The following is a 24912-nucleotide window of genomic DNA, read 5'->3' as shown; positions in this document are numbered from 1 at the left end:
TGAACCGCGGGATGGTAACGGTTCCGGGGTTTTTTTTTGCGTTGTGTAGTGTTTAGCAATGCTCTATTGGGGCGGGATGGCTGTCGTTCATGGTTCGACTCTACAATGGGCCATGCATTCCACGAGCCCACCCATGCGCATCGTCCACCACCTGGAAAATTCCCGTTCGCTGCGCGTGCTGTGGATGCTGGAAGAGCTGGGGCTGGACTACGAGCTGCGCCGCTACCCGCGTGACCCGAAGACGCTGCTGGCTCCGCCCGCGCTGCGCCAGGTGCATCCGCTGGGCAAGTCGCCGGTGCTGCAGGATGGGGACTTGGTGCTGGCCGAGTCCGGGGCCATCCTCGATTACCTGGCCGACCGCTACGACACCGGGCGCCAGCTCTCGCCCGCGCCGATGCCGGCCGAGGCGGCCGAGCGCATCGACTACCGCTACTGGCTGCATTACGCCGAAGGCTCGGCGATGCCGCCGTTGCTGCTGACCTTGGTGATCGGCCGCATCCGCAGTGCGCCGATGCCGTTCTTTGCCCGCCCCATCGCCCGCAGCATCGCCGACAAGGCCGAGCGCAGCTTCATCGGCCCGCAGCGCCGCCTGCACCTGGAGTGGATGGAGCGGCGCCTGGCCGAAAGCCCGTGGTTCGCGGGCGACCGTTTCACCGCCGCCGACATCCAGATGAGCTTCCCGATCCAGGCCGCCGCAGCCCGCGGTGGCGGACTGGACGACAAGCCGGCGCTGCGTGGTTTCCTCGCGCGCATCGGCGAGCGTCCGGCCTACCAGCGCGCCGAGGCCAAGGGCGGCGCCCTGCAGGCCCTGCGCGGCGATTGAGGCGCGGCTCCGTCGCCCCCATTCTGTGGGGATGGATACCAACGCCCCCCGTTTCGACAACCGCCTGCTGACCGCCCTGCCGGGCGACCCCGAGAGCGGCCCGCGCCGCCGCGAAGTGCGCGGTGCCGCATGGTCATCGGTGATGCCGACGCCGGTCGCCGCGCCGACCCTGCTGGCCTGGTCGCCTGACGTTGCCGCGCTGCTCGGCTTCGAGGCGGCCGACGTGCAGGACGATGACTTCGCCCAGGTGTTTGGCGGCAACGCGTTGTACGCCGGCATGCAGCCGTGGGCGGCCAACTACGGCGGCCATCAGTTCGGCCATTGGGCGGGCCAGCTGGGCGACGGCCGCGCGATTTCGCTGGGCGAGCTGGTGGCGGCCGATGGCCGGCACTGGGAGCTGCAGCTGAAGGGCGCCGGGCCGACCCCGTACTCGCGCGGCGCGGATGGTCGTGCGGTGCTGCGCTCGTCCATCCGTGAGTTCCTGTGCAGCGAAGCGATGCATCACCTTGGCGTGCCGACTACGCGCGCCCTGTCCCTGGTCGGTACCGGCGAAGACGTGGTGCGCGACATGTTCTACGACGGCCACCCGCGCGCAGAGCCGGGCGCCATCGTCTGCCGCGTGGCGCCGTCATTCATCCGTTTCGGCACGTTCGAACTGCCGGCCTCGCGTGGCGAGACCGCGCTGCTGAAGCAGCTGGCCGATGCCTGCATCGCCCGCGATTTCCCCGGACTGCAGGGCGAGGGCGAGGCGCTGTACGGCGACTGGTTCGCGCAGATCGCGGTGCGCACCGCCGAGCTGATGGCGCACTGGATGCGCGTCGGTTTCGTGCACGGGGTGATGAACACCGACAACCTGTCCGTGCTGGGCCTGACCATCGACTACGGCCCGTATGGATGGGTGGAGGATTACGACCCGGACTGGACGCCCAACACCACCGACGCCCAGGGCCGCCGCTACCGTTTCGGCACCCAGCCGCAGGTCGCATACTGGAACCTCAACCGGCTGGCGCAGGCGCTGTCGCCGCTGTTCGCCGACGTGCAGCCGCTGCAGGCGGGGCTGGCCGCGTTCCAGTCCACTTTCGTCGCCTGCACGCGCCGCGATGCCGCCGCCAAGCTGGGCCTGGCTGCCGCCGATGACGAAGACCTGCAGCTGTACCTGCGCTGGCAGCAGCTGCTGCAGGAAGGCGGCATGGACATGACCCTGGCGTGGCGCGCACTGATGCGCGTGGATGCTGCAGCGCCGGATGCCGGGGTGCTGGACGCGGTCTACTACGACGACGCGCGCCGGCAGGCGGTGCAGGCGCCGCTGCAGCAGTGGCTGCAGGAGTACGCGGCGCGGTTGCGTGCCGATCCGCTGACGGCGGAAGCGCGGCTGGCGAAGATGGCGGCGGCCAATCCGCTGTACGTGCTGCGCAACTGGCTGGCGCAGGAAGCGATCGACCGGGCGGAGCAGGGCGATCTGGGCGGCGTGCATGCGCTGCAGGACGTGCTGCGTGATCCGTACACGGCGCGGCCGGGGCTGGAGCACTATGCCGGCAAGCGGCCGGCGTGGGCGGATCACCGTGCCGGGTGCTCGATGCTTTCCTGCAGTTCGTAGGGGTTTCTCTGCAGGGCTTGCAGCCCTGCACCTGCAGAATCAACGTCAACGTCAAAAGCTGGATCCCGCTGAAGGCGCTGCTGGCGCGCCACCCGCAGCTGGACCCGGCGCTGGTCGAGGATGTCTACCTGGGCTGTGCCAACCAGGCCGGCGAAGACAACCGCAACGTTGCCCGCATGAGCCTGCTGCTGGCCGGCCTGCCGGTGACGGTGCCGGGCAGCACGATCAATCGCCTGTGTGGCTCGGGCCTGGATGCGCTCGGCACCGTTGCCCGTGGCATCGCCGCCGGCGAACTCGGCCTGGCCATTGCCGGTGGCGTTGAATCGATGTCGCGCGCGCCGTTCGTGATGGGCAAGGCGACTTCGCCGTTCGCACGCGACCAGCAGATCGAAGACACCACCATGGGCTGGCGCTTCATCAACCCGCGCCTGCGCGAACTGCACGGCGTGGAGACCATGGGCCAGACCGCCGAGAACGTGGCCGAGCGCTACGGCATCAGCCGCGAGGACCAGGATGCATTCGCCCTGCGCAGCCAGCAGCGCACCGCCGCCGCGCAGGCGCGCGGTTTCTTCGACGGCGAGATCGTGGCGGTGGACGTGCCAGGCCGCAAGCGCGGCGAGACCGTGACCGTCGACCGCGATGAACATCCGCGCGGCGATACCACCGCCGAGGCGCTTGCCAAGCTGAAGCCGCTGTTCCGCCAGCCGGGCACGGTCACCGCGGGCAACGCCTCGGGCATCAACGACGGTGCCGCCGCATTGCTGCTCGCTTCGGGCGAGCAGGTGAAGGCGCTGGGGCTGACCCCGCGCGCGCGCATCCTCGGCTTCGCCAGCGCCGGCGTCGAGCCGGCGATCATGGGCATGGGCCCGGTGCCGGCCAGCCAGAAGCTGATGGCGCGGCTGGGCCTGTCCATCACCGATTTCGATGCCATCGAACTGAATGAAGCGTTCGCCTCGCAGGGCCTGGCCTGCATGCGCCAGCTCGGCCTGGCCGACGATGCCGCGCACGTGAACCCCAACGGCGGCGCCATCGCCCTGGGCCACCCGCTGGGCATGAGTGGCGCGCGCCTGGCGCTGACCCTGCTGCGCCAGCTGGAGGCCAGTGGCGGCCGCCGCGGCCTGGCGACGATGTGCATCGGCGTGGGGCAGGGCGTGGCGCTGGCCATCGAGCGCGTGTAAGCCTTCCCCCGTATCCATGATCTGCAAGACAGCCGCGGCCTTCGGGCCGCTCGCCAACAGGAGTACGCCATGAGCGATCCCACCGAACTGCGCGGCTACCGCAAGCCGTACCCCGGCAGCCAGCCGCCGCGCATCCATCTGCCGTATGCCTCCACCGCGCTGCGTGGCCCGGGTACCGACCCGATCGCCATCCCGGTGACGCTCTCGGAAGTGACCGGCCCGAGCATCAACCGCATCACCCTGGGTGAGCATGCCGCAGACCTGACCGCCGGTTTCCCCGGCCAGCCGCAGGGCGAGCGCATCATCGTCAGCGGCCGCGTGCTGGACGAGAACGGCCGCCCGGTGCGCAACACCGTGGTCGAGGTCTGGCAGTGCAACGCCGCCGGCCGCTACCTGCACAAGGGCGACCAGCACGATGCGCCGCTGGACCCGAACTTCAAGGGCACCGGCCAGGTGCTGACCGACAGCGAAGGCCGCTACCGGTTCACCACCATCAAGCCCGGCGCGTACCCGTGGCGCAACCACTACAACGCCTGGCGCCCGGCGCACATCCATTTCTCGCTGCATGGCGATGGCATCGGCCAGCGCCTGGTCACGCAGATGTACTTCCCCAACGACCCGCTGCTGGCGTTCGACCCGATCTACAACTGCGTGGACGATGCCAAGGCGCGCGAGCGCATGGTGTCCTCGTTCGACTGGGAAAACACCGCCAACGAATTCGCACTCGGCTACCGCTTCGACATCGTGCTGCGCGGTCGCAAGATGACCGTCTGGGAGTAAGACCATGAGTTTCCAATCCACTCCGTGGCAGACCGTGGGCCCGTACTACCGCCTGGGCCTGGAACCGCTGTACCGCACCGAGATCGCCCCGGCCACCGCGCAGGGCGAGCGCATCGAAGTGCAGGGCCAGGTACTCGATGGCAATGGCACGCCGGTGTCCGATGCCGTGCTGGAAATCTGGCAGGCCGACGCGCAGGGCATCTACGCCCATGGCGAAGACCCGCGCCGTGATGACCACGATCCGGCCTTCGATGGCTGGGGCCGTGTGCCCACCGACGACCAGGGCCGCTTCGCCTTCACCACCGTCAAGCCGGGCCGCGTGCCGGGCCTGCGTGGCGAGCCGCAGGCACCGCACCTGGTGGTGCTGGTATTCATGCGCGGCCTGCTGCAGGCCACCCGTGGCCGCATCTACTTCAGTGATGAAGCCGGCAACGGCGAGGATGGCATCCTCGCGCTGGTGCCCGCCGAGCGCCGCCACACCCTGGTCGCACAGGCGCAGGGCAAGGGCCTGTACCACTGGAACGTGCGCATGCAGGGCCCGGACGAGACGGTGTTCTTCGCTTACTGATCGCGGCGCGGCCAACGCGCCTTCCGGCCACTCCACGCCCGCGTGCAGCGGGCGCGGGTAAGCTGTGGCCACCCAGGATGGACTGCACCGATGAGCCACTCCCCAACGCTGCTGGGCGGTCTGTTCGGCGACCCCGCCGTCGACGCCGTGTTCAGTGATGAAGCACGCCTGCAGGCGATGCTGGATGTCGAACGCGCACTGGCGCGCGCGCAGGTGCAGTGCGGGGTGATCCCCGCCGCTGCGCTTGCCCCGATCGAAGCGGCGTGCAGCGCCGATCTGTATGCGATTCCCGCGTTGTCGGCGGCGACCGCACTGGCTGGGAATCCGGCCATTCCACTGGTCAAGGCACTCACCGCACAGGTCAAAGCGAGCGACGCCGAAGCCGCGCGCTGGGTGCACTGGGGCGCGACCAGTCAGGACATCATCGACAGCGGCGCGATGCTGCAGCTGCGCGCGGCGGTCAGCCACGTGCAGGCGCGCCTGCAACTGCTGTGTACCGCGCTGGCGCGGCTGGCCGAGGCCGAGCGCGGCACCGGCCTGCCTGGGCGCACGCTGCTGCAGCAGGCGGTACCGGTCACCTTTGGCCTGAAGGCCGCCGGTTGGCTCGATGCCCTGCAGCGCAGCCAGCGGCGCCTCGATGCGCTGGCCGAAGACACCCTGGTGCTGCAGTTCGGCGGTGCCGCCGGTACGCTGGCCTCGCTGCAGACGCGCGGGCTGGACGTGGCCGAAGCGCTGGCCGCCGAGCTGCAGCTGCCGTTGCCGGCGCTGCCCTGGCACACCGCGCGTGACCGCATCGCCGAGTTCGGCAGCGTGTTCGCGCTGCTGACCGGCAGCCTGGGCAAGATCGCCACCGACATCGTGCTGCTGATGCAGTCGGAAGTTGCTGAAGCCTTCGAGCCGGCGGGCGAGGGCAAGGGTGGTTCCTCGGCGATGCCGCACAAGCGCAACCCGGTCGGCTGCGTGGCGGCCATCGCCGCGGCCACGCGCGTGCCGGGCCTGCTGTCGACGCTGTTCAGTGCCATGCCGCAGCCGCACGAGCGCGCGGCCGGGCAGTGGCATGCCGAGTGGGACGCGGTGCCGGAGATCGTGCGCCTGTGCGCCGGCAGCCTGGCCCAGGTGACCGTGGTGGTGCAGGGCCTGCAGCTGGACCGCGAACGCATGCGCCTGCACCTGGACAGCCATGGTGGCCTGCTCTATGCCGAAGCCGTGGCAGTCATCCTGGGTGAGCGCATCGGCAAGCCGGCCGCACATGCGCTGGTGGAGCAGGCGGCCAAGCAGGCGCTGGCGCAGTCGCTGCACCTGCGCGAAGTGCTGGCGCAGACGCCGGAGGTCACCGCGCAGCTGTCGCCCGCACAACTGGATGCCCTGTTCGCCGCCGACAGCTGGCGCGGCATGGCCGATACCTGGATCGACCGCGTGCTCGCGCGCGGCTGATCCCAACGTTCAACGCTGGAGCCCCCATGTCCTTCCTCGACCTTCCGCAGCATCGCCTGCATTACCAGACCGAAGGCCGCGCCGATGGCCCGTGGCTGACCTTCTGCAACTCGCTCGGTACCGACCTGGGCATGTGGCAGCCGCAGGTGGATGCACTGGCCTCGCAGTACCGCATCCTGCGCTATGACCGTCGTGGCCATGGCCAGTCCAGTGCGCCGCCGGGGCTGTACACCGTGGCCGAGCTGGGCGCCGACGTGCTGGCCCTGTGGGATCACCTCGGCATCGAGCGCAGCCACTTCTGCGGCCTGTCGATTGGCGGCCTGACCGGGCAGTGGCTGGGCGTGCACGCCGGCAACCGCCTGCGTACGCTCACCGTGGCCGCTACCGCGGCGAAGATCGGCACGCTGGACGGCTGGCAGGCGCGCATCGCCCAGGTCCAGCACGATGGCCTGCTGCCGCTGGTGGATGGCACCCGCGAGCGCTGGTTCACCGCCGGCTTCGCACAGACCCATGCCAGCCAGGTAGAGGACATCCTGCAGCGTTTCCTCGCCACCAGCGTCGAAGGCTACGCCGGTTGTTGCAACGCGGTGGGCACCGCCGACTTCCGTGATGTGCTGGGCCGGATCGGCGTGCCGCTGCTGGCCATTGCCGGTGATGACGATCCGGTCTGCGTGCCGGCCGAGCTGCAGGCGATCGCCGAGGGCGTAGCGCAGGGGCGTTATGCCGCTGTAGCAGGCCGCCACATCTGCAACCTGGAATCGCCGCAGGCGTTCACTGACGCACTGGCCGCGCATCTTTCCGCGCCGCACTGAATCACTCAACAGGATGACGACGATGGACGAACAGGAACGCTACGAAGCCGGCCTTGCGGTGCGCCGCCAGGTGCTGGGCGAGGCGCATGTCGACCGCTCGCTGCAGGCGCGCACGGAATTCACGACTGAATTCCAGGATTTCATCACCCGCACGGCATGGGGCACGGTGTGGACCCGCGAGGGACTGCCGCGGCACACGCGCTCGCTGCTGACCATCGTGATGATGGTGGCGCTGGGCCATGACGAGGAATTCAAGCTGCACATCCGCGCCGCCCGCAACAACGGGGTGACGCCGGAGGAGATCAAGGAAGTGCTGCTGCAGGCGGCGATCTACTGCGGCGTGCCGGCGGCCAATCACGCGTTCGCGCTGGCCAAGCCGATCCTGGAAGAGCAGGCTTCGGAGCGCTGACGCCGGGGTCGGATCCCTTTCCGAAGGAAAGGGCTCTGACCCCAGGTCGCAGGGTCGCCGTACGGGGTCAGAGCCCTTTGCGTTGCAAAGGGATCCGACCCCCGTGCTCAGCTCAATTCAACAACATACCCAAGCGCTGCGCCGCCTCGCGCAGGCGCGGCAGCAGCTGGGTCTGCATCACGCCCAGGCCGATGCGGCCCGCCTGGGTGCCGATGTTCAGCGCGGCCACCACCTCGCCGCTGCGCGAATGCACCGGCACGGCGATCGAGCGCAGGCCGATCTCCAGTTCCTGGTCGACCAGCGAGACGCCTTCGCGGCGCACCTTTTCCAGCAGGTCGAGGAAATCGTCCATGCGGGTGACCGTGCGTTCGGTGCGCGGCCGCAGCGGATTGCGTTCCAGATAGCCTTCCAGCGTGTCGCGCGGCAGCGCCGACAGCAGCACGCGGCCCATCGAGGTGCAGTACGCCGGCAGGCGGCTGCCCGCACGCAGGCCGATCGACATGATGCGCACGGTTTCCGCGCGCGCCACGTACAGGATGTCATCGCCGTCGAGCACGCCCAGCGAGCAGGATTCGTGCACGTCATCGCGCAGGGCATCCAGCACCGGCTGTGCGGCCGCCGTCATCGACGACGAGGCGACATAGGCGCCGCCCATGCCCAGCACGCGCGGCAGCAGCACGAAGCCACGGCCCTGTTCGCCGACGTAACCCAACTTTTCCAGCGTGTACAGCACGCGCCGTACCGCTGCGCGCGAGATGCCCGTATCGGTGCTGATCTGCGACATCGTCACTTCGCGCGGGTGCTGCGAGAACACGCTCAGCACGGCCAGGCCGCGGCCGAGCGAGGTCATGAAATCCGGATCGCCCTGGTTGTCCTGGATCTGCTGCATCAGCTCATGGGCCAGGCCACGATCCTGCGGTGGCGCAGGCGGGCGCTTGGGGCGACGGCTGGGAGGAACGGCAGGCATGGCAGCAGCTTTCATCAGGTTCGACCTTGCATGGTAAGCGCTGGAACCGGCAACCGGTACCCACGCGGCGCAGCCATGCAGGCTGCGCCGCGTGGCACGGCTTACTTGCGCTCGGGCAGCGCGTAGGCGATCACGTAGTCGCCACGGTCCGGCGACTGGCGAGCGCCACCGGCGGAAATCACCACGTACTGGCGGCCGGTCTTCGGCGAGACATAGGTCATCGGCGTGCCCTGGCTGCCGACCGGCATGCGCGCCTTCCACACTTCCTCACCGGTGCGGCTGTCGTAGGCGCGCAGGTAGTAATCCTGCGTACCGGCGAAGAACAGCAGGCCCGACTGCGTGGACAGCGAACCGCCCAGGGTCGGCATGCCGATCGGAATCGGCAGGCCCATCTTGATCCCCATCGGCCCGGTGTCCTTCACCGTGCCCACCGGCACCTGCCAGACCAGCTGGCGGGTGGCCAGGTTGATGGCCGACATCGTGCCGAACGGCGGCTTCTGGCAGGGGATGCCCAGCTTGGACAGGAAGCGGTCGCGCAGCGAGCCGTACGGCGTACCGGTCTGCGAGGCCGCACCCATTTCCACGCCACCGGCGCCGCTGGTCATCTGTGCACGCGGGATCAGCTTGGTCCACAGGCCCAGGCGCATGTCATTGATGAACAGGTAGCCGGTGGTCGGGTCGACCGAGGCGCTGCCCCAGTTCATGCCACCCAGCGAACCCGGCCACTGCAGCGCGAGGTCTTCGCCCGGCGGCGTGTACATGCCGTCGTAGCGGAACTGCTTGAACTGGATGCGGCACAGCATCTGGTCGATCGGGGTCGCACCCCACATGTCCGACTCGGTCAGCGTCTGCGCGCCGATCTGCGGCAGGCCCACCGACAGCGGCTGGGTCGCGGCATAGCGTTCGCCTTCGGCATTGCCCTGCGGTGCCGGGATGTTGCGCACTTCGCTGATCGGCACGCCGGTCTGGCGGTTGAGCATGAAGATCTGCCCGGCCTTGGTGATCTGCAGCAGAGCCGGCAAGGTGCCGCCCTTGCCGTCGGGCACGTCGGTCAGGGTCGGCTGCGCCGGCAGATCGTAATCCCACAGATCGTGGTGCACGGTCTGGTAGACCCAGCGCTCCTTGCCGGTGGCGACCTCCAGCGCGACCACGGCCGAGCTGTACTTGTCATCCTGCGGGGTGCGCTCGCCGGCCCACTGGTCCGGCGTGGTGTTGCCGGTGGGCAAGTAGACCAGGCCCAGCTGCGGGTCGTAGGCCATCGAGGTCCACACGTTCGGCGTGGCGCGCGTGTAGTGGATCGACGGATCCAGCGGCACGTCCGGGGTTTCCTTCGACAGGTCCCAGACCCAGGCCAGCGCGCCGGTACGCACGTTGTACGCACGCACCACGCCGGACGGTTCACCCACTTCGATGTTGTCGGCCACACGGCCGCCGACCACGATCAGATCGCCGGCCACCAGCGGCGCGGCGGTGAGGGTGTAGAAGCCGGGCTTGATCTCGCCCATGCCGGTCTTCAGGTCGACCACGCCGTTGCTGCCGAAGTCCGGGCACAGCGCGCCGGTCTTCGCATCCAGCGCGAACAGGCGCGCATCGATGGAGGTCATCAGGATGCGCTTTTCGCACAGGGCCGGGCCGGCGCTGGCAGTGTCGGTGGCCGGCTGCGGCGCGGGTGCCGGCGCAGCCGTCGTTGCCGCTGCCGGTGCCGTGGTCGCATCGAAGTAGCCCAGGCCACGGCAGCGCTGCCAGTTCGGCGCGGTGGCCTTGGGATCGAAGGCCCAGCGCTGCTTGCCGGAATCGGCGTCGATGGCGATGACCTGGTTGTGCGGGGTGCACAGGTACAGGGTGTCGCCGATCTGCAGCGGGGTGTTCTGGTCCTCGGCACCGAAGCCGTTGCTTTCCGGCACGTCGCCGGTGTGCGCGGTCCAGGCGACCCGCAGTTCCTTCACGTTGGCCGGGGTGATCTGGTCCAGCGCGGCGAAGCGGGTGCCGGCGGTGGTGTTGCCCCAGTGCATCCAGTCGCGCTGCTCAGCGCCCTTGGCCACCGGCACCACCGGCGGCGTCGTGCCCTGTGCGGTCTGCACCGGACGCGGCTGGAAGGCGGAGAAGGCCGTGCCCAGCAGGCCGACCAGCAGCACCGCGGCCACGCCGTAGGCGCCACGGCCGGCGACCTGGCCGCGGCTGCGGCGCAGTACCGGCCAGGCCAGTGCAAAAAGCAGGGCCAGCACGGCCGGCATCACCAGGCGCGAGACCAGCGGCCAGAACTCCCAGCCTGCATCCACCAATGCCCACACCAGCGTGGCCACGAAGGCCAGGCCGTACAGCAGCGCACCGTTCGGCCGGCGCATCACCAGCAGTACGCCGGCCACGGCCGAAACCGCACCCATCAGCAGGAAATACCAACTGCCCCCCAGCATTACCAGGCGAACACCACCGACCAGCAGAGCCAGGCCGAACAGAGTCACCAGGATGCCGAGCAGGACCACCAGCACACGGCACAGGGCCGGAACTTTCGTCGTCTCGTCCACGTTGCATGAACCTCATTGCGAAAAACCCGCGCGGAGGCGGGAAAGCCCCGCGCGCGCCAAGCGTGGCGGGGGCCGTCGGCATCCCGGGCGGCTGCGGGCCATGGCGGCGGGCAGGCGTCTGCCTGCTTATGACGCAGGCGGGGTGAATGACCGGTTAGGGCGATTAACGCACGTGTGTGCGATTTTGGCGTGATGCTGCGGGGCCATGGGTGGAACGCAGCGGCGCGGTGGTGCCGGGAACGGGCAGCGCCGGGGCGAACCGGTTACCCTATGCCGCCATACAAGCTGGTAGCTGCAATGACCGACGCCACCGTGGCCGTCCCCGCCTGGGCCTCGCGCCTGCGCGATATCGCCGATTTCCCGAAGCCCGGCATCCTGTTCAAGGACATCATGCCGCTGCTCGCCCACGGCGAAGACTTCCGCGGCGCGATCACGGCCATGGCCGACCGCTGGCGCGGGCAGCAGCTGGACGCCATCGTCGGCATCGAATCGCGTGGTTTCATCCTGGGCGCCGCCATGGCGCTGGAACTGGGCGTGGGCTTCGTGCCGGTGCGCAAGCCGGGCAAGCTGCCGGGCAAGGTGCTGCGCGAGGAATACACCCTGGAATACCGCAGCGACTGCATCGAAGTGCATGCCGACGCGCTGCCGGCCGGCGCGCGCGTGGCCATCATCGATGACGTGCTGGCCACCGGCGGCACCCTGGGTGCCGCGCTGTCGCTGGTGCGCCGCCTGGGCGTTGAAGTGGTCGGCGCCGGCGTGCTGGTCGAGCTGGACGGCCTGGGTGGCCGCGCCCGCTGGGAAGCGGATCTGCCGCTGCACACCGAACTGGTGTTCTGATTGCTTCGCCGGGCATGGCCCGGCGGAGACCTTGACCGTCACATCATCCGCACGCGGAAGCGGCGGCCCTTGATCTTGCCGGCTTCCAGCTTCGCCACCGCCTTGTTGACCTGCTCACGGGCGATGGCCACGTAGGAGCGGGTCGGGAAGATCGCGATCTTGCCGATGTGCTTGCCCGACAGGCCGGCATCGCCGGTCAGTGCGCCGAGGATGTCGCCCGGGCGCAGCTTGTCGGTCTTGCCACCATCGATGCGCAGGGTGCGCATCGCCGCCTGCGGCAGCTCGGCCGGGCGCGAGGTCGCCAGCGGCGTCTTCTGCCAGTCCAGCGGCTGGCCCAGATGGGCTTCGACGGCCTCGGCGCGGGTCTTTTCACGACCGGCCACCAGGCTGATCGCCAGGCCGCTGGCACCGGCGCGGCCGGTACGGCCCACGCGGTGCTGGTAGCTCTCCACGTCGGTGGGCAGCTCGTAGTTGATCACCGCCGCCAGCTCTTCCACGTCCAGCCCGCGCGCGGCCACGTCGCTGGCCACCAGCACGTTGCAGCTGCGGTTGGCCAGGCGGAGCAGCACTTCCTCGCGGTCGCGCTGCTCCATGTCGCCATGCAGGGCCAGCGCCGAGAAGCCAAACTGCTGCAGCGAGTTGGCGACCTCGTCCACGTCCTTGCGGGTGTTGCAGAACACCACCGCCGATTCGGGCGTGTACTTCAGCAGCAGGCCGGCCAGCGCCTTCTGCCGGTGCGCCGGTTCCACTTCGCAGAACAGGTGGCGGATGGCCGGGGCCTGGTCGGCGCCTTCCACGGTCACTTCCAGCGCATCGCGCAGCAGGTCGCGGGCGATCTCGCGGATGCTGTCAGGGAAGGTGGCCGAGAACAGCAGGCTCTGCCGGTCCTTGTGGGTGCGGCCGGCAATCTCGCGGATCGGCTCTTCAAAGCCCATGTCCAGCATGCGGTCGGCTTCGTCCAGCACCAGGGTGCGCACCGCGCCCAGGTTCAGGGCACGCTTGCGGGCCAGTTCCTGCACGCGGCCGGGGGTGCCGACCACCACGTGCGGATCGTGGCCTTCCAGTGAGGCCAGCTGCGGGCCCAGCGGCACGCCACCGACCAGCAGCAGCAGCTTCAGGTTGGGGATGCCGGTGGCCAGCTTGCGGATCTGCTTGGCGACCTGGTCGGCCAGCTCGCGGGTCGGGCACAGCACCAGCGCCTGCACGCGGATCAGGCTGGGATCGATGGCCTGCAGCAGGCCCAGGCCGAAGGCGGCGGTCTTGCCGCTGCCGGTCGGCGCCTGTGCGATCACATCGCGGCGATCGAGGATCGCCGGCAGGCTCTGCGCCTGGATCGGCGTAAGGGTGGTGTAGCCGAGGGCGTCCAGGCCGGGCTGCAGGGCCGGGCTCAGCGGCAGGGTCGAAAAGTCAGTCATGGCACATTGTACCTGCGTGCGGGGCCGGAGCCTGCTGCGGGCCCTTCATCCACGCATGGCGTGGATCTACCGGGCATCGCCATCGGTGGGTGCGGACCGCTGGTCCGCACGGATGGGTCCATCCACGCATGGCGTGGATTTACCGGGGGTGGGCCGCATCCACGCGTGGCGTGGATCCACCACGCGCGATCCAGTAGATCCACGCCATGCGTGGATGACGTTGACTTGGCGCTATTCGCTGCCGCCGCCCGGCGGGCCCGCCAACCCGTACAATAGCGGGATGCCTCTGATTACCCTACAGAACGTCGACTTCAGCGTCGGCGGCCCGTTGTTGCTGGAAAAGGCCGAACTGTCGATCGAGCCGGGCGAACGCATCGCCCTGATCGGCCGCAACGGCGCCGGCAAATCCACCCTGCTCAAGCTGCTGTCCGGCGACCACAAGCCCGATGACGGCGAAGTCCGCGTGCAGCAGGGCGTCCGCGTGACCCGCCTGGAGCAGGAAGTGCCGCATGGCGCCGCCGGCTCGGTGTTCGACGTCGTGGCCGATGGCCTGGGCGAACTGGGCCAGTGGCTGGCCGAATTCCACCACCTCAGCCATGCCGAGGTCTTCGACGGCGAAGCCCTGGGCAACGTCCAGGCCAAGATCGACGCCGCCAACGGCTGGGGCCTGGACCAGCGCGTCAGCGAAACCCTGACCAAGCTCGACCTGGACGGCGAGGCCGAGTTCGGCCGCCTGTCCGGCGGCATGAAGCGCCGCGTGCTGCTGGCCCGCGCGCTGGTGTCCAGCCCTGACGTGCTGCTGCTGGACGAACCGACCAACCACCTCGACATCGAGGCCATCGACTGGCTGGAAGCCTTCCTCAAGGGCTGGAGCGGCAGCGTGGTGTTCGTCACCCATGACCGCCGCTTCCTGCGCGCGCTGGCCACCCGCATCGTCGAGATCGACCGCGGCCAGGTCACCAGCTGGCCGGGCGACTGGGCCAACTACGAGCGCCGCCGCGAGGAACGCCTGAACGCACAAGCGCAGGAAAACGCCCGCTTCGACAAGCTGCTGGCGCAGGAAGAAGTCTGGATCCGGCAGGGCATCAAGGCCCGCCGCACCCGCGACGAAGGCCGCGTACGCCGCCTGAAGGCGATGCGCAACGAGCGTTCGCAGCGCCGCGAACTCAGCGGCAACGTCAAGATGGAAGCCGCACAGGGCGTCAGCTCCGGCAAGAAGGTCATCGACGTCAAGGACATTTCGTTCGCCTTCGGCGAGCGCACCATGGTCCGTGACTTCACCACCACCATCCTGCGTGGCGACCGCATCGGCCTGATCGGCCCCAACGGCAGCGGCAAGACCACGCTGCTGAAGCTGCTGCTGGGCGAACTGCAGCCGCAGAAGGGTGAGGTCAACGCCGGCACCAACCTGCAGATCGCCTATTTCGACCAGTACCGTGCGGTACTGCGCGAAGACTGGAGCGCGATCGAGAACGTGGCCGAAGGCCGTGATTTCCTCGAGTTCAACGGCAAGCGCAAGCACGTGCATGCCTACCTGCAGGACTTCATGTTCACCCCCGAGCGTGCGCGCGCGCCGATCACCCGCCTGTCCGGTGGTGAGCGCAACCGCCTGCTGCTGGCCAAGCTGTTCGCGCAGCCGTCCAACCTGCTGGTGATGGACGAACCGACCAACGACCTCGACGTGGAAACCCTGGAGCTGCTGGAAGAGCTGCTGGGTGACTACACCGGCACGTTGCTGCTGGTCAGCCACGATCGTGACTTCATCGACAACGTGGTGACCTCCACGCTGGTGATGGAAGGCGACGGCGTGATCGGTGAGTACGTGGGTGGCTACACCGACTGGCAGCGCTATGCCGCCAGCGTGGCCGCGCCTGCGGCGGCGCCGGTGGTCAAGCCGGCTGCTGCTGCACCGGCCGCTGCTGCGGCGGCGGCCCCGGCCGCGCCCAAGCGCAAGCTGGCCTACAAGGAAGCGCGCGAGCTGGAACAGCTGCCCAAGACCATCGAAAAGCTGGAAGGCGACGTGGAAGGCCTGACCGCGGCGATGAACGACCCGTCGTTCTACACCCGCAGCAGCGCCGAAGTGACCGCGCACACCCAGCAGCTGGCCAAGGTCCAGGCCGAGCTGGATGCGGCGTACGCGCGCTGGGAAGAGCTGGAAGGCTGATTGCGCGGGATGCGTGCGGACCAACGGTCCGCACCTACCGGGACGCATTGGCGACGCGGGATGCGGGTAGCGCGGGGCCATGCCCCGCGAGCGCGCAGCGCGGCGCTCCTGCATTCCGCCGGGCATGGCCCGGCGCTACCGGGTAGATCCACGCCATGCGTGGAGGGTTGATCCATCAGTGCGGACCAACGGTCCGCACCCACCGGAATGCCGGGGTCACTTCACCCCGTGCAGATCCCGCAGCTGGCTCGGCCGGCTGCCGAAGTACGCGGCCAGGTCGGCAATGTCCTGGTCGCTCAGATCCTTCGCCTGCGGGGTCATCAACGCGTGCTGGCGGTCGCCGGCACGGTAGGCCTGCAGGGCATGGGCCAGGTAATCGCCATACTGCCCACCCAGCTTGGGGTAGGTCGGGTCGATCGGCGCATTGCCGTCGGCACCGTGGCAATCAATGCAGCTCTGGTTGGTCGCTTTTCCCTTCACCTTGGCCCGGGCTTCACCGGCGGCCTCGCGGCCCGGCGGCAGGCCGGCCGAGGAGGACGAACCGTGTTCGCCACTGGCGTGGCCGGGGTCGCCGGCCGACTTCTCACTGCTTTCCACCTGCGACTGCGAGCAGGCCGCCAGCAGCAGGGCAACGGACAGGGCGATGGCGTGACGCATCGTGTGCGCGGCTTTCGACATGGGCGGGCCTTACTTGACGGTGGACAGGTAAACAGCGAGATCGGCGATCTCCTGTTCGCTGAAACTCATCGACTGCGCCTGCATCGTCGGATGCCGGCGCTTGCCCTGGCGGTATTCGGTCAGGGCCTGGGTCAGGTACTGCTGGGTCTGGCCACCGATCTTCGGTACCCGGTAGCTGGGGTACGCGTTCTTGTAACCGGTGATGCCGTGGCAGCCCTGGCAGGTATAGGCGAGCACCCGGCCATTGTCGAAGTTGCCGGCCGGAGCGGCGGCAGCGGGCGGGGTGGCCGGGGCAGAAGCCGGGGCGGGTGCTGCAGGAGCAGGAGCGGGCTGTGCGGCGGCCCCGAGGGGCAGGAGGACGGCCAGAGCGAGACAAGCGGCGAGCGGCTGCGGGCGCATGATGTCGTTATCCGGGGATACGGGTCTGGTCGTTCCGGCGTGGGGTACGGAACGACCCGAGTATAGCCTCAGGTTTCATCTAGCTGAAATGGGGGCGGGCCGACCAGCGGCGTGAAGGCACCATGACCTTTGGGATATGGTGTTGCCGTGAAGTGGTGCATTACTTTGCTACCACACCTGCCCACGCATCCTCCAGGGATCTGACGATGTCGCACCCAACCTTCCTGCCCGGCCGCCGCACTGGACTCTGTGCCGCTGCCCTGCTGATTTCCACCTCCCTGCTGCTGGGCGGCTGCGCTGCCGGCCCCAGCGCCGACGCCAAGGCGGCTGAAACCAAGGACGAGAAGAAGGTCGACGCCGTGCCGGTGGAAGTAGCCGTGGCCAGCCACCGCGCGGTGGCCGCCAGCTACACCGGCACCGCCGCACTGGAGCCGCGCGCCGAATCGCAGGTGGTGGCCAAGACCTCCGGCGTGGCCCTGGCCGTGCTGGTCGAGGAGGGCCAGCGGGTCACCGCTGGCCAGCCGCTGGTGCGCCTGGACCCGGACCGCGCGCGTCTGGCCGTGGCACAGAGCGAGGCGCAGATGCGCAAGCTGGAAAACAACTACCAGCGCGCACAGAAGCTGGTCGGCCAGCAGATGGTCAGTGCTTCCGACGTCGACCAGCTGCGCTACGACCTGGAAAACATGCGCGCGCAGTACCGCCTGGCCACGCTGGAACTGTCCTACACCACGGTGGTGGCGCCGATTTCCGGGGTGATCGCCTCGCGGTCGATCAAGACCGGCAACTTCGTGCAGATCAACACGCCGATCTTCCGCATCGTCGACAACTCGCAGCTGGAGGCCACCCTCAACGTGCCCGAGCGCGAACTGGCCACCCTGCGCGCCGGCCAGCCGGTCGTGCTGTCGGCCGACGCACTGCCGGGCAAGAGCTTCACCGGCACGGTGGACCGCATCGCCCCGGTGGTCGATTCGGGCAGCGGCACCTTCCGCGTGGTCAGCGCCTTCAACGGCACCGAGCACGCACTGCAGCCGGGCATGTTCGGACGCATCCGCATCGACTACGACCATCGCGCCGACGCGCTGGTGGTGCCGCGCCTGGCCCTGCTGGACGATGGCGAGCCGGCCGTGTTCCGCGTGCGCGAAGGCAAGGTGGCCCGCGTGCCGGTCAAGCTGGGCTATGCCGAAGGCCCGTGGGTGGAGATCCGCGAAGGCCTGTCCGCGGGTGACCAGATCGTCACCGCCGGCAAGGTCGCCCTGCGTGACGGCACCGCTGTGCAGGTCATCGCCGATCCCAAGGCGGCCAAGGCCAAGCCGGCCACCGTGGCCGCCAAGGCGACGCCCGCAGACAAGGCCGGGAGCCAGCAATGAGCGGCCCGGGACACGACCACGGTGCCTCGCCGGCCGGCGACGGCGCCGCTGCCGGCATGCGCGGTGGGCTGGTGGAATTCGCCACCCGCCGCCGCGTCACCATCGCCATGTGCACGGTCACGCTGCTGCTGTTCGGCCTGATCGCGCTGAACAACCTCAAGGTCAACCTGCTGCCCGACCTGAGCTATCCCACGCTGACCGTGCGCACCGAATACACCGGTGCGGCACCCACCGAAATCGAAAGCCTGATCACCCAGCCGGTGGAAGAAGCCGTGGGCGTGGTCAAGAACCTGCGCAAGCTGAAGTCGGTCTCGCGCACGGGGCAGAGCGATGTCGTGCTCGAGTTCGCCTGGGGTACCAATATGGACCAGGCCAGCCTGGAGGTGCGCGACAAGATGGAAGCGCTGAACCTGCCGCTGGAGGCCACGGCCCCGGTGCTGCTGCGCTTCAATCCGTCCACCGAGCCGATCATGCGCCTGGTGCTGTCGACCAAGGCCACCCCGGCCAGCGATGAAGACGCGATCCGCGAACTGACCGGCCTGCGCCGCTATGCCGACGAAGACCTGAAGAAGAAGCTGGAGCCGGTGACCGGCGTGGCCGCGGTGAAGGTGGGCGGTGGCCTGGAGGATGAGATCCAGGTGGACATCGACCAGCAGAAGCTGGCCCAGCTCAACCTGCCGATCGACACCGTCATCAAGCGGTTGAAGGAAGAGAACATCAACATCTCCGGCGGCCGCCTGGAGGAGGGCTCGCAGCGCTTCCTGGTGCGTACCGTCAACCAGTTCGCCGATCTGGAAGAGATCCGCAACCTGCTGGTCACTACCCAGTCGTCCAACGGCAGCGCGGCCGATTCGGCCCTGCAGCAGATGTTCAACATCGCCGCATCCACCGGCTCGGCTGCGGCAGTCGCTGCGGCGTCGGCGGCGCAGAGTGCCTCGTCCGGTGGTGGTTCCAGCGTGGTCGCCAACGGCGTGCCGGTACGCCTGAAGGACGTGGCCACCGTGCGCCAGGGCTACAAGGAGCGCGAAGCGATCATCCGCCTGGGCGGCAAGGAATCAGTCGAGCTGGCGATCTACAAGGAAGGCGACGCCAATACCGTGGCCACCGCCGAGGCGCTGCGCAAGCGCCTGGAGCAGATCAAGGCCACCTTCCCCGGCGATGCCGAACTGACCACCATCGAGGACCAGTCGCGCTTCATCGAACACGCCATCAGTGACGTCAAGAAGGATGCGGTGATCGGTGGCCTGCTGGCCATCCTGATCATCTTCCTGTTCCTGCGCGATGGCTGGTCCACCTTCGTGATCAGCCTGTCGCTGCCGGTCTCGATCATCGCCACGTTCTTCTTCATGGGCCAGCTCGGCCTGAGCTTGAACGTGATGTCGCTGGGCGGCCTGGCGCTGGCCACCGGCCTGGTGGTGGATGACTCGATCGTGGTGCTGGAAAGCATCGCCAAGGCGCGCGAACGCGGCCTGGGCATCCTGCAGGCGGCCATCGTCGGCACCCGCGAAGTCAGCATGGCGGTGGTCGCCTCCACCCTGACCACCATCGCGGTGTTCCTGCCGCTGGTGTTCGTCGATGGCATCGCCGGCCAGCTGTTCCGCGACCAGGCGCTGACCGTGGCCATCGCCATCGCGATCTCGCTGCTGGTGTCGATGACCCTGATCCCCATGCTCAGCTCGCTGAAGGGCCGGCCGCCGCTGGCCTTCCCGGAAGAAGCCGCCGCCGAAGCGTGGCGTCCGGAAAGCCGCTGGCAGAAGCCGGTCGCGCTGGGCCGTCGTGGCTTCGTGGCCGGCGTGCGCTGGAGCTTCTTCGCCCTGGCCTGGCTGGTGGTGCGCGTGTGGCGCGGCGTGGTCGCGGTGGTCGGGCCGGTCATGCGCAAGGCCAGCGACATCGCGATGAAGCCCTATGCCGGTGCCGAACGCGGCTACCTGCGCCTGCTGCCCAATGCGCTGGCGCACCCGGGCAAGGTGCTGTCGATGGCTGCGCTGGCCTTTGTCGGCACCATGGCGCTGGTGCCGATGCTCGGTGCCGACCTGATCCCACAGCTGGCCCAGGACCGTTTCGAAATGACGGTGAAGCTGCCGGCCGGGACCCCGCTGAAGCAGACCGACGCACTGGTGCGCGAGCTGCAGCTGGCCCACGGCAATGGCGAAGGCGTGGCCTCGCTGTACGGCGTCAGCGGCAGCGGCACGCGGCTGGATGCCAGCCCGACCGAAAGCGGCGAGAACATCGGCAAGCTGACCGTGGTGATGGAAGGCGGCGGCAACGCACGCACCGAGGCCGACATCACCGAGCGCCTGCGCGACACCATGGGCCAGCACCCCGGTGCGCAGGTCGACTTCGCGCGGCCGGCACTGTTCAGCTTCTCCACGCCGCTGGAAATCGAGCTGCGCGGCCAGGACATGGCCACCCTTGAGCAAGCTGGCCAGCGCCTGGCCGCGCTGCTGCGCGGCAATGCGCACTACGCCGACGTGAAGTCGACGGTGGAAGAGGGCTTCCCGGAAATCCAGATCCGCTTCGACCAGGAGCGTGCCGGTGCGCTGGGCCTGACCACCCGCCAGATCGCCGATGTGGTGGTGAAGAAGGTGCGTGGCGACGTGGCCACCCGCTACAGCTTCCGCGACCGCAAGATCGACGTGCTGGTGCGTGCGCAGGAAGGCGACCGCGCCAGCGTGGACAGCATCCGCCGGCTGATCGTGAACCCGGGCAGCAGTCGCCCGGTCACCCTGGATGCGGTGGCCGACGTGGTCGCCACCACCGGCCCCAGCGAGATCCATCGCGCCGACCAGACCCGCGTGGCGGTGGTCTCGGCCAACCTGCGCGACATCGACCTGGGCGCGGCCATGCGCGAAGTGCAGCAGATGGTGGCCGAGCAGCCGCTGGGTGCCGGCGTCGGCCTGCACATCGGTGGCCAGGGCGAGGAGCTGGCACAGGCCGCCACGTCGCTGATCTTCGCCTTCGGCCTGGCCATCTTCCTGGTCTACCTGGTGATGGCTTCGCAGTTCGAATCGCTGCTGCATCCGTTCGTCATCCTGTTCACCATTCCGCTGGCCCTGGTCGGCGCGATCCTGGCGCTGATGCTGACCGGCAAGCCGATCTCGGTGGTGGTGTTCATCGGCCTGATCCTGCTGGTCGGCCTGGTCACCAAGAACGCGATCATCCTGATCGACAAGGTCAACCAGCTGCGCGAGGCCGGCGTGGCCAAGCACGAGGCGCTGGTGGAAGGTGCACGTTCGCGCCTGCGGCCGATCATCATGACCACCCTGTGCACGCTGTTCGGCTTCCTGCCGCTGGCGGTGGCGATGGGCGAGGGCGCCGAAGTGCGCGCGCCGATGGCGATCACGGTCATTGGCGGCCTGCTGGTGTCGACCCTGCTGACCCTGCTGGTCATCCCGGTGGTCTACGACCTGATGGACCGCCGCGGTGATGCCTACTACCGCGAGCGTGGCCGCAAGCATGCCGGTGAAGGCCTGCACGCGGCCGAGGGTGGCCACAGTGGCGGCGCGGAGGAACCGGCATGAGCGTCGCCGAGTTCTCCATCCGCCGCCCGGTCACCACCATCATGTGTTTTGTGTCGTTGGTGGTGGTGGGTCTGATCGCCTCGTTCCGGCTGCCGCTGGAAGCGCTGCCGGACATCTCCGCGCCGTTCCTGTTCGTGCAGATCCCGTACACCGGCTCGACCCCGGAAGAGGTCGAGCGGACCATCATCCGCCCGGTGGAGGAATCGCTGGCGACGATGACCGGCATCAAGCGCATGCGCTCGCAGGCCACTTCGGAAGCGGCCTCGATCTTCATCGAGTTCAGCGACTGGGACCGCGACATCGCGATCGCCGCCTCCGATGCCCGCGAGCGCATCGATGCGATCCGCAGCGACCTGCCCGACGACCTGCAGCGCTACAACGTGTTCAAGTGGTCCAGCAGCGACCAGCCGGTGCTGAAAGTGCGCCTGGCCAGTGCCACCGACCTGACCTCCGCCTATGACATGCTCGACCGCGAGTTCAAGCGGCGCATCGAGCGCATCCCGGGCGTGGCACGCGTGGACATCACCGGCGCACCGCCGAACGAGGTCGAGATCGCCATCGATCCCGACCGGCTCAGCGCGCACGGCCTGAGCATCAACGAACTCAGCGACCGCCTGCGCACGCTGAACTTCTCGATCTCGGCCGGGCAGATCAACGACAACGGCCAGCGCGTGCGCGTGCAGCCGGTGGGCGAAATCACCGACCTGCAGGAAATGCGCGACCTGGTGATCAACGCCAAGGGCCTGCGCCTGGGCGACATCGCCGAGGTGCGGCTGAAGCCGGCGCGGATGAACTACGGGCGTCGCCTCGACGGCAACCCGGCCATCGGCCTGGACATCTTCAAGGAACGCAGCGCCAACCTGGTGGATGTCTCGCGCGCTGCATTGGCCGAGGTCGAGGCGATCCGCGCGCAGGATTCAATGCGCGACGTGCAGATCAAGGTCATCGACAACCAGGGCAAGGCGGTCACCTCCTCGCTGCTGGAACTGGCCGAGGCCGGCGCGGTCGGCCTGATCCTGTCGGTCACCGTGCTGTTCTTCTTCCTGCGCCACTGGCCGTCCACCCTGATGGTGACGCTGGCGATCCCGATCTGCTTCACCATCACCCTGGGCTTCATGTACTTCGCCGGGGTGACGCTGAACATCCTGACCATGATGGGCCTGCTGCTGGCGGTCGGCATGCTGGTGGACAACGCCGTGGTCGTGGTGGAAAGCATCTACCAGGAACGCGAGCGCATGCCGGGGCAGCCGCGGCTGGCCTCGATCATCGGCACCCGCAACGTGGCCATCGCACTCAGCGCCGGCACGCTGTGCCACTGCATCGTGTTCGTGCCCAACCTGTTCGGCGAGACCAACAACATCAGCATCTTCATGGCGCAGATCGCGATCACCATCTCGGTCTCGCTGCTGGCCTCGTGGCTGGTGGCGGTCAGCCTGATCCCGATGCTGTCCGCGCGCATGGCCACCCCCAAGCTGCTGCACTCGCAGACCGGTGTCATCGCCCGCCTGCAGCGCCGTTATGCGTGCCTGCTGGACTGGTCGCTCCGCCATCGCGGCTGGAGCCTGCTCGGCATCCTGCTGGTGGTGCTGGTCAGCCTGGTGCCGATGAAGCTGACCAAGGTCGACATGTTCGGCGGCGGCGGTGGCAAGGACATCTTCATCGGCTACATGTGGAAGGGCGCCTACACCTACCGGCAGATGTCCGAGGAAGTCGCCCGCGTCGAAGCCTGGGTGGAACAGAACCGCGAGCGCCTGCACGTGCAGCAGGTCTATTCCTGGTACAGCGAGCAGGAAGGCAGCTCGACCACGGTGACCATCGACGAGAAGTACGCCAAGGACATCAAGGCGCTGCAGGAGGAGATCCGCAAGGGCCTGCCGAAGTCGGCGCGTACCGACTACTTCGTCGGCAACCAGGGTGGCGATGGTGGCAACGGCAACCAGGGCGTGCAGGTGCAGCTGGTGGGTGATTCCAGCAGCATGCTGCAGGAGATCGGCCAGGAAGTGCTGCCGCTGCTGGCCCAGCGCCCCGAACTGCGCGACGTGCGCATCGACAATGGCGAGAAGGGCGGCGAGCTGAAGGTGCACGTCGACCGCGAGCGCGCCGCTGCGTTCGGCTTCAATGCCGAGCAGGTGGCCAGCTTCGTCGGCCTTGCCCTGCGGGGTGCGCCGCTGCGCGAGTTCCGTCGCGGCGACAACGAAGTGCCGGTGTGGGTGCGCTTTGCCGGCGCCGAGCAGAGCAGCCCGGAAGACCTGGCCAGCTACAGCGTGCGTACCGGCGATGGCCGCAGCGTGCCGCTGCTCAGCCTGGTCAGCGTGGACGTGGGTTCCTCGGCCACCCAGATCGGTCGCACCAACCGCCAGACCACCCTGACCATCAAGGCCAACCTGGCCGAGAAGGTCACCGCGCCCGATGGCCGCAAGGCCATGGAAGCGGTGCTCACACCGATGAGCTTCCCGGCCGGCTATGGCTTCACCTTCGATGGCGGTGACTACGGCAACGACAACGAAGCGATGCAGCAGATGGTGTTCAACCTGCTCATCGCGCTGGTGATGATCTACGTGGTGATGGCGGCGGTGTTCGAGTCGCTGCTGTTCCCGGCGGCGATCATGAGCGGCGTGCTGTTCTCGATCTTCGGCGTGTTCTGGCTGTTCTGGATCACCGGTACCTCGTTCGGGATCATGTCCTTCATCGGCATCCTGGTGCTGATGGGCGTGGTGGTGAACAACGGCATCGTGATGATCGAGCACATCAACAACCTGCGCCGCGGCGGCATGGGCCGCACCCAGGCGCTGGTGGAAGGCTCACGCGAGCGCCTGCGGCCGATCATGATGACGATGGGCACGGCGATCCTGGCGATGGTGCCGATCTCGCTGACCAACACGCAGATGTTCGGCGATGGCCCGGAATACGCGCCGATGGCGCGCGCGATTGCCGGCGGCCTGGCGTTCTCGACCGTGGTCAGCCTGCTGTTCCTGCCGACCATCTACGCGGTGCTGGATGACCTGCGCAGTGCGGTCACACGCCTGATCCGGCGCGCGCGCGGGCTGGAACTGGTAGAGCCGGGCGCTGCCCGGTTGTGAAGCGCGACAACGTGTTTGTGTTGGGGGAAGGAACACTGTAGAGCCGAGCCATGCTCGGCTGCCGTTCGCCTGCCGATGCCGTTGACTGGTAGAGCCGGGCGCTGCCCGGCTGTAAAGCGCATCAACGTGTTTGTGGTGGGGGGAGACCGGTCGTAGTGGGGCGGTCTCCCCCCCTTTTTTGCCGCCGGACCTGGCGTTGCCAAGACAGGTTGGCATCTATCTTTCGCCGCGTCGCGGCGCCGCCCCCGCATGGGCGCGGGCGCCACCACCCTCGCCAGGGCATGCGGCCCCAACCAACGGTGGGATAAACCATTATGGCCCAGCCCAGCTAGGGTTACAGATTCCCCCCCCAGCCCCC

The 24912-nt window shown here is 68.5% G+C and carries 17 protein-coding genes and 1 pseudogene; 13 read left to right on the top strand and 5 right to left on the bottom strand.

Features of this window, described 5'->3' with window-relative positions; translation table 11 throughout:
- The first annotated feature begins 133 nt into the window (after positions 1–133).
- The 8 genes and pseudogenes from ACVOK1_RS15050 to pcaC all read left to right on the top strand — a co-directional run bounded on the left by ACVOK1_RS15050 (position 134) and on the right by pcaC (position 7601).
- Complete coding sequence (locus ACVOK1_RS15050) at positions 134–823, top strand: glutathione S-transferase family protein (RefSeq protein WP_481562538.1); 690 nt, start codon at positions 134–136, stop codon at positions 821–823.
- 31 nt (positions 824–854) lie between these two features.
- Entirely contained in the window at positions 855–2420 is a 1566-nt protein-coding gene (locus ACVOK1_RS15045) for a protein adenylyltransferase SelO (protein ID WP_481562537.1), read from the top strand.
- A 62-nt stretch (positions 2421–2482) separates the two neighbouring features.
- Positions 2483–3598, top strand: a pseudogene (pcaF, locus tag ACVOK1_RS15040) (3-oxoadipyl-CoA thiolase); the annotation flags it as partial.
- Positions 3599–3667: 69 nt separating this feature from the next.
- Complete coding sequence (gene pcaH, locus ACVOK1_RS15035; protein ID WP_079221590.1) at positions 3668–4378, top strand: protocatechuate 3,4-dioxygenase subunit beta; 711 nt, start codon at positions 3668–3670, stop codon at positions 4376–4378.
- Positions 4379–4382: 4 nt separating this feature from the next.
- Positions 4383–4946, top strand: coding sequence for a protocatechuate 3,4-dioxygenase subunit alpha (gene pcaG, locus ACVOK1_RS15030; protein ID WP_481562536.1), 564 nt, complete (start codon positions 4383–4385; stop codon positions 4944–4946).
- A 90-nt stretch (positions 4947–5036) separates the two neighbouring features.
- Positions 5037–6380 (top strand): 3-carboxy-cis,cis-muconate cycloisomerase, encoded by a 1344-nt coding sequence (locus ACVOK1_RS15025; protein ID WP_481562535.1) that lies wholly within the window; start codon positions 5037–5039, stop codon positions 6378–6380.
- A 26-nt stretch (positions 6381–6406) separates the two neighbouring features.
- Complete coding sequence (gene pcaD / locus ACVOK1_RS15020; RefSeq protein WP_481562534.1) at positions 6407–7192, top strand: 3-oxoadipate enol-lactonase; 786 nt, start codon at positions 6407–6409, stop codon at positions 7190–7192.
- 22 nt (positions 7193–7214) lie between these two features.
- A complete protein-coding gene (gene pcaC / locus ACVOK1_RS15015) occupies positions 7215–7601 on the top strand; it encodes a 4-carboxymuconolactone decarboxylase (protein ID WP_108768600.1) in 387 nt (128 codons plus the stop codon).
- A gap of 112 nt (positions 7602–7713) precedes the next feature.
- Here pcaC and ACVOK1_RS15010 read toward each other — a convergent pair whose 3' ends face one another.
- Both ACVOK1_RS15010 and ACVOK1_RS15005 read right to left on the bottom strand, forming a co-directional pair.
- Positions 7714–8568, bottom strand: coding sequence for an IclR family transcriptional regulator domain-containing protein (locus tag ACVOK1_RS15010; RefSeq protein WP_108768601.1), 855 nt, complete (start codon positions 8566–8568; stop codon positions 7714–7716).
- A 101-nt stretch (positions 8569–8669) separates the two neighbouring features.
- Positions 8670–11093, bottom strand: coding sequence for a membrane-bound PQQ-dependent dehydrogenase, glucose/quinate/shikimate family (locus ACVOK1_RS15005; RefSeq protein WP_481562533.1), 2424 nt, complete (start codon positions 11091–11093; stop codon positions 8670–8672).
- A 297-nt stretch (positions 11094–11390) separates the two neighbouring features.
- Between ACVOK1_RS15005 and ACVOK1_RS15000 the strand changes: the two genes are divergently transcribed.
- Positions 11391–11930 (top strand): adenine phosphoribosyltransferase, encoded by a 540-nt coding sequence (locus ACVOK1_RS15000; RefSeq protein ID WP_164073135.1) that lies wholly within the window; start codon positions 11391–11393, stop codon positions 11928–11930.
- A gap of 38 nt (positions 11931–11968) precedes the next feature.
- Here ACVOK1_RS15000 and dbpA read toward each other — a convergent pair whose 3' ends face one another.
- Positions 11969–13345, bottom strand: coding sequence for an ATP-dependent RNA helicase DbpA (gene dbpA, locus ACVOK1_RS14995; protein ID WP_116865428.1), 1377 nt, complete (start codon positions 13343–13345; stop codon positions 11969–11971).
- Positions 13346–13625: 280 nt separating this feature from the next.
- Here dbpA and ACVOK1_RS14990 point away from each other — a divergent pair, with 280 nt between their 5' ends.
- Complete coding sequence (locus tag ACVOK1_RS14990; protein WP_406231842.1) at positions 13626–15509, top strand: ATP-binding cassette domain-containing protein; 1884 nt, start codon at positions 13626–13628, stop codon at positions 15507–15509.
- Between the two features lie 216 nt (positions 15510–15725).
- Here ACVOK1_RS14990 and ACVOK1_RS14985 read toward each other — a convergent pair whose 3' ends face one another.
- Together ACVOK1_RS14985 and ACVOK1_RS14980 are read right to left on the bottom strand one after the other, a co-directional pair.
- Positions 15726–16187, bottom strand: coding sequence for a c-type cytochrome (locus tag ACVOK1_RS14985; RefSeq protein WP_079221603.1), 462 nt, complete (start codon positions 16185–16187; stop codon positions 15726–15728).
- Between the two features lie 9 nt (positions 16188–16196).
- Complete coding sequence (locus tag ACVOK1_RS14980) at positions 16197–16586, bottom strand: c-type cytochrome (RefSeq protein WP_481562532.1); 390 nt, start codon at positions 16584–16586, stop codon at positions 16197–16199.
- A gap of 206 nt (positions 16587–16792) precedes the next feature.
- Here ACVOK1_RS14980 and ACVOK1_RS14975 point away from each other — a divergent pair, with 206 nt between their 5' ends.
- From ACVOK1_RS14975 to ACVOK1_RS14965, 3 genes are read left to right on the top strand one after another with little or no spacing between them, the layout of a single operon-like run.
- Complete coding sequence (locus ACVOK1_RS14975; protein WP_481562531.1) at positions 16793–17953, top strand: efflux RND transporter periplasmic adaptor subunit; 1161 nt, start codon at positions 16793–16795, stop codon at positions 17951–17953.
- Positions 17950–21474: an efflux RND transporter permease subunit gene (locus tag ACVOK1_RS14970; protein WP_481562530.1), complete on the top strand. Its 3525-nt coding sequence runs from the start codon at positions 17950–17952 to the stop codon at positions 21472–21474. The genes ACVOK1_RS14975 and ACVOK1_RS14970 overlap by 4 nt, the downstream gene beginning before the upstream one ends.
- Positions 21471–24554 carry an efflux RND transporter permease subunit gene (locus ACVOK1_RS14965; RefSeq protein WP_481562529.1) on the top strand — a complete coding sequence of 1028 codons (3084 nt, stop codon included), beginning with the start codon at positions 21471–21473 and terminating at the stop codon, positions 24552–24554. Before ACVOK1_RS14970 ends, ACVOK1_RS14965 begins: the two co-directional genes overlap by 4 nt.
- The last annotated feature ends 358 nt before the right edge of the window (positions 24555–24912 follow it).

The organism is Stenotrophomonas sp. STEN087 (assembly GCF_056759115.1).
This window is presented reverse-complemented; position numbering and strand designations above follow the sequence as displayed.

Excerpts from the sequence above, each read along its gene's own strand:
- ACVOK1_RS14980 (WP_481562532.1), bottom strand. The coding sequence starts at position 16,586 with ATGCGCCCGCAGCCGCTCGCCGCTTGTCTCGCTCTGGCCGTCCTCCTG.
- ACVOK1_RS15050 (WP_481562538.1), top strand. The coding sequence starts at position 134 with ATGCGCATCGTCCACCACCTGGAAAATTCCCGTTCGCTGCGCGTGCTG.
- ACVOK1_RS15025 (WP_481562535.1), top strand. The coding sequence starts at position 5,037 with ATGAGCCACTCCCCAACGCTGCTGGGCGGTCTGTTCGGCGACCCCGCC.
- ACVOK1_RS14970 (WP_481562530.1), top strand. The coding sequence starts at position 17,950 with ATGAGCGGCCCGGGACACGACCACGGTGCCTCGCCGGCCGGCGACGGC.
- pcaH (WP_079221590.1), top strand. The coding sequence starts at position 3,668 with ATGAGCGATCCCACCGAACTGCGCGGCTACCGCAAGCCGTACCCCGGC.
- ACVOK1_RS14985 (WP_079221603.1), bottom strand. The coding sequence starts at position 16,187 with ATGTCGAAAGCCGCGCACACGATGCGTCACGCCATCGCCCTGTCCGTT.
- pcaD (WP_481562534.1), top strand. The coding sequence starts at position 6,407 with ATGTCCTTCCTCGACCTTCCGCAGCATCGCCTGCATTACCAGACCGAA.
- ACVOK1_RS14990 (WP_406231842.1), top strand. The coding sequence starts at position 13,626 with ATGCCTCTGATTACCCTACAGAACGTCGACTTCAGCGTCGGCGGCCCG.
- ACVOK1_RS14975 (WP_481562531.1), top strand. The coding sequence starts at position 16,793 with ATGTCGCACCCAACCTTCCTGCCCGGCCGCCGCACTGGACTCTGTGCC.
- ACVOK1_RS15010 (WP_108768601.1), bottom strand. The coding sequence starts at position 8,568 with ATGCCTGCCGTTCCTCCCAGCCGTCGCCCCAAGCGCCCGCCTGCGCCA.
- ACVOK1_RS15000 (WP_164073135.1), top strand. The coding sequence starts at position 11,391 with ATGACCGACGCCACCGTGGCCGTCCCCGCCTGGGCCTCGCGCCTGCGC.
- dbpA (WP_116865428.1), bottom strand. The coding sequence starts at position 13,345 with ATGACTGACTTTTCGACCCTGCCGCTGAGCCCGGCCCTGCAGCCCGGC.
- ACVOK1_RS15045 (WP_481562537.1), top strand. The coding sequence starts at position 855 with ATGGATACCAACGCCCCCCGTTTCGACAACCGCCTGCTGACCGCCCTG.
- pcaC (WP_108768600.1), top strand. The coding sequence starts at position 7,215 with ATGGACGAACAGGAACGCTACGAAGCCGGCCTTGCGGTGCGCCGCCAG.
- pcaG (WP_481562536.1), top strand. The coding sequence starts at position 4,383 with ATGAGTTTCCAATCCACTCCGTGGCAGACCGTGGGCCCGTACTACCGC.
- ACVOK1_RS14965 (WP_481562529.1), top strand. The coding sequence starts at position 21,471 with ATGAGCGTCGCCGAGTTCTCCATCCGCCGCCCGGTCACCACCATCATG.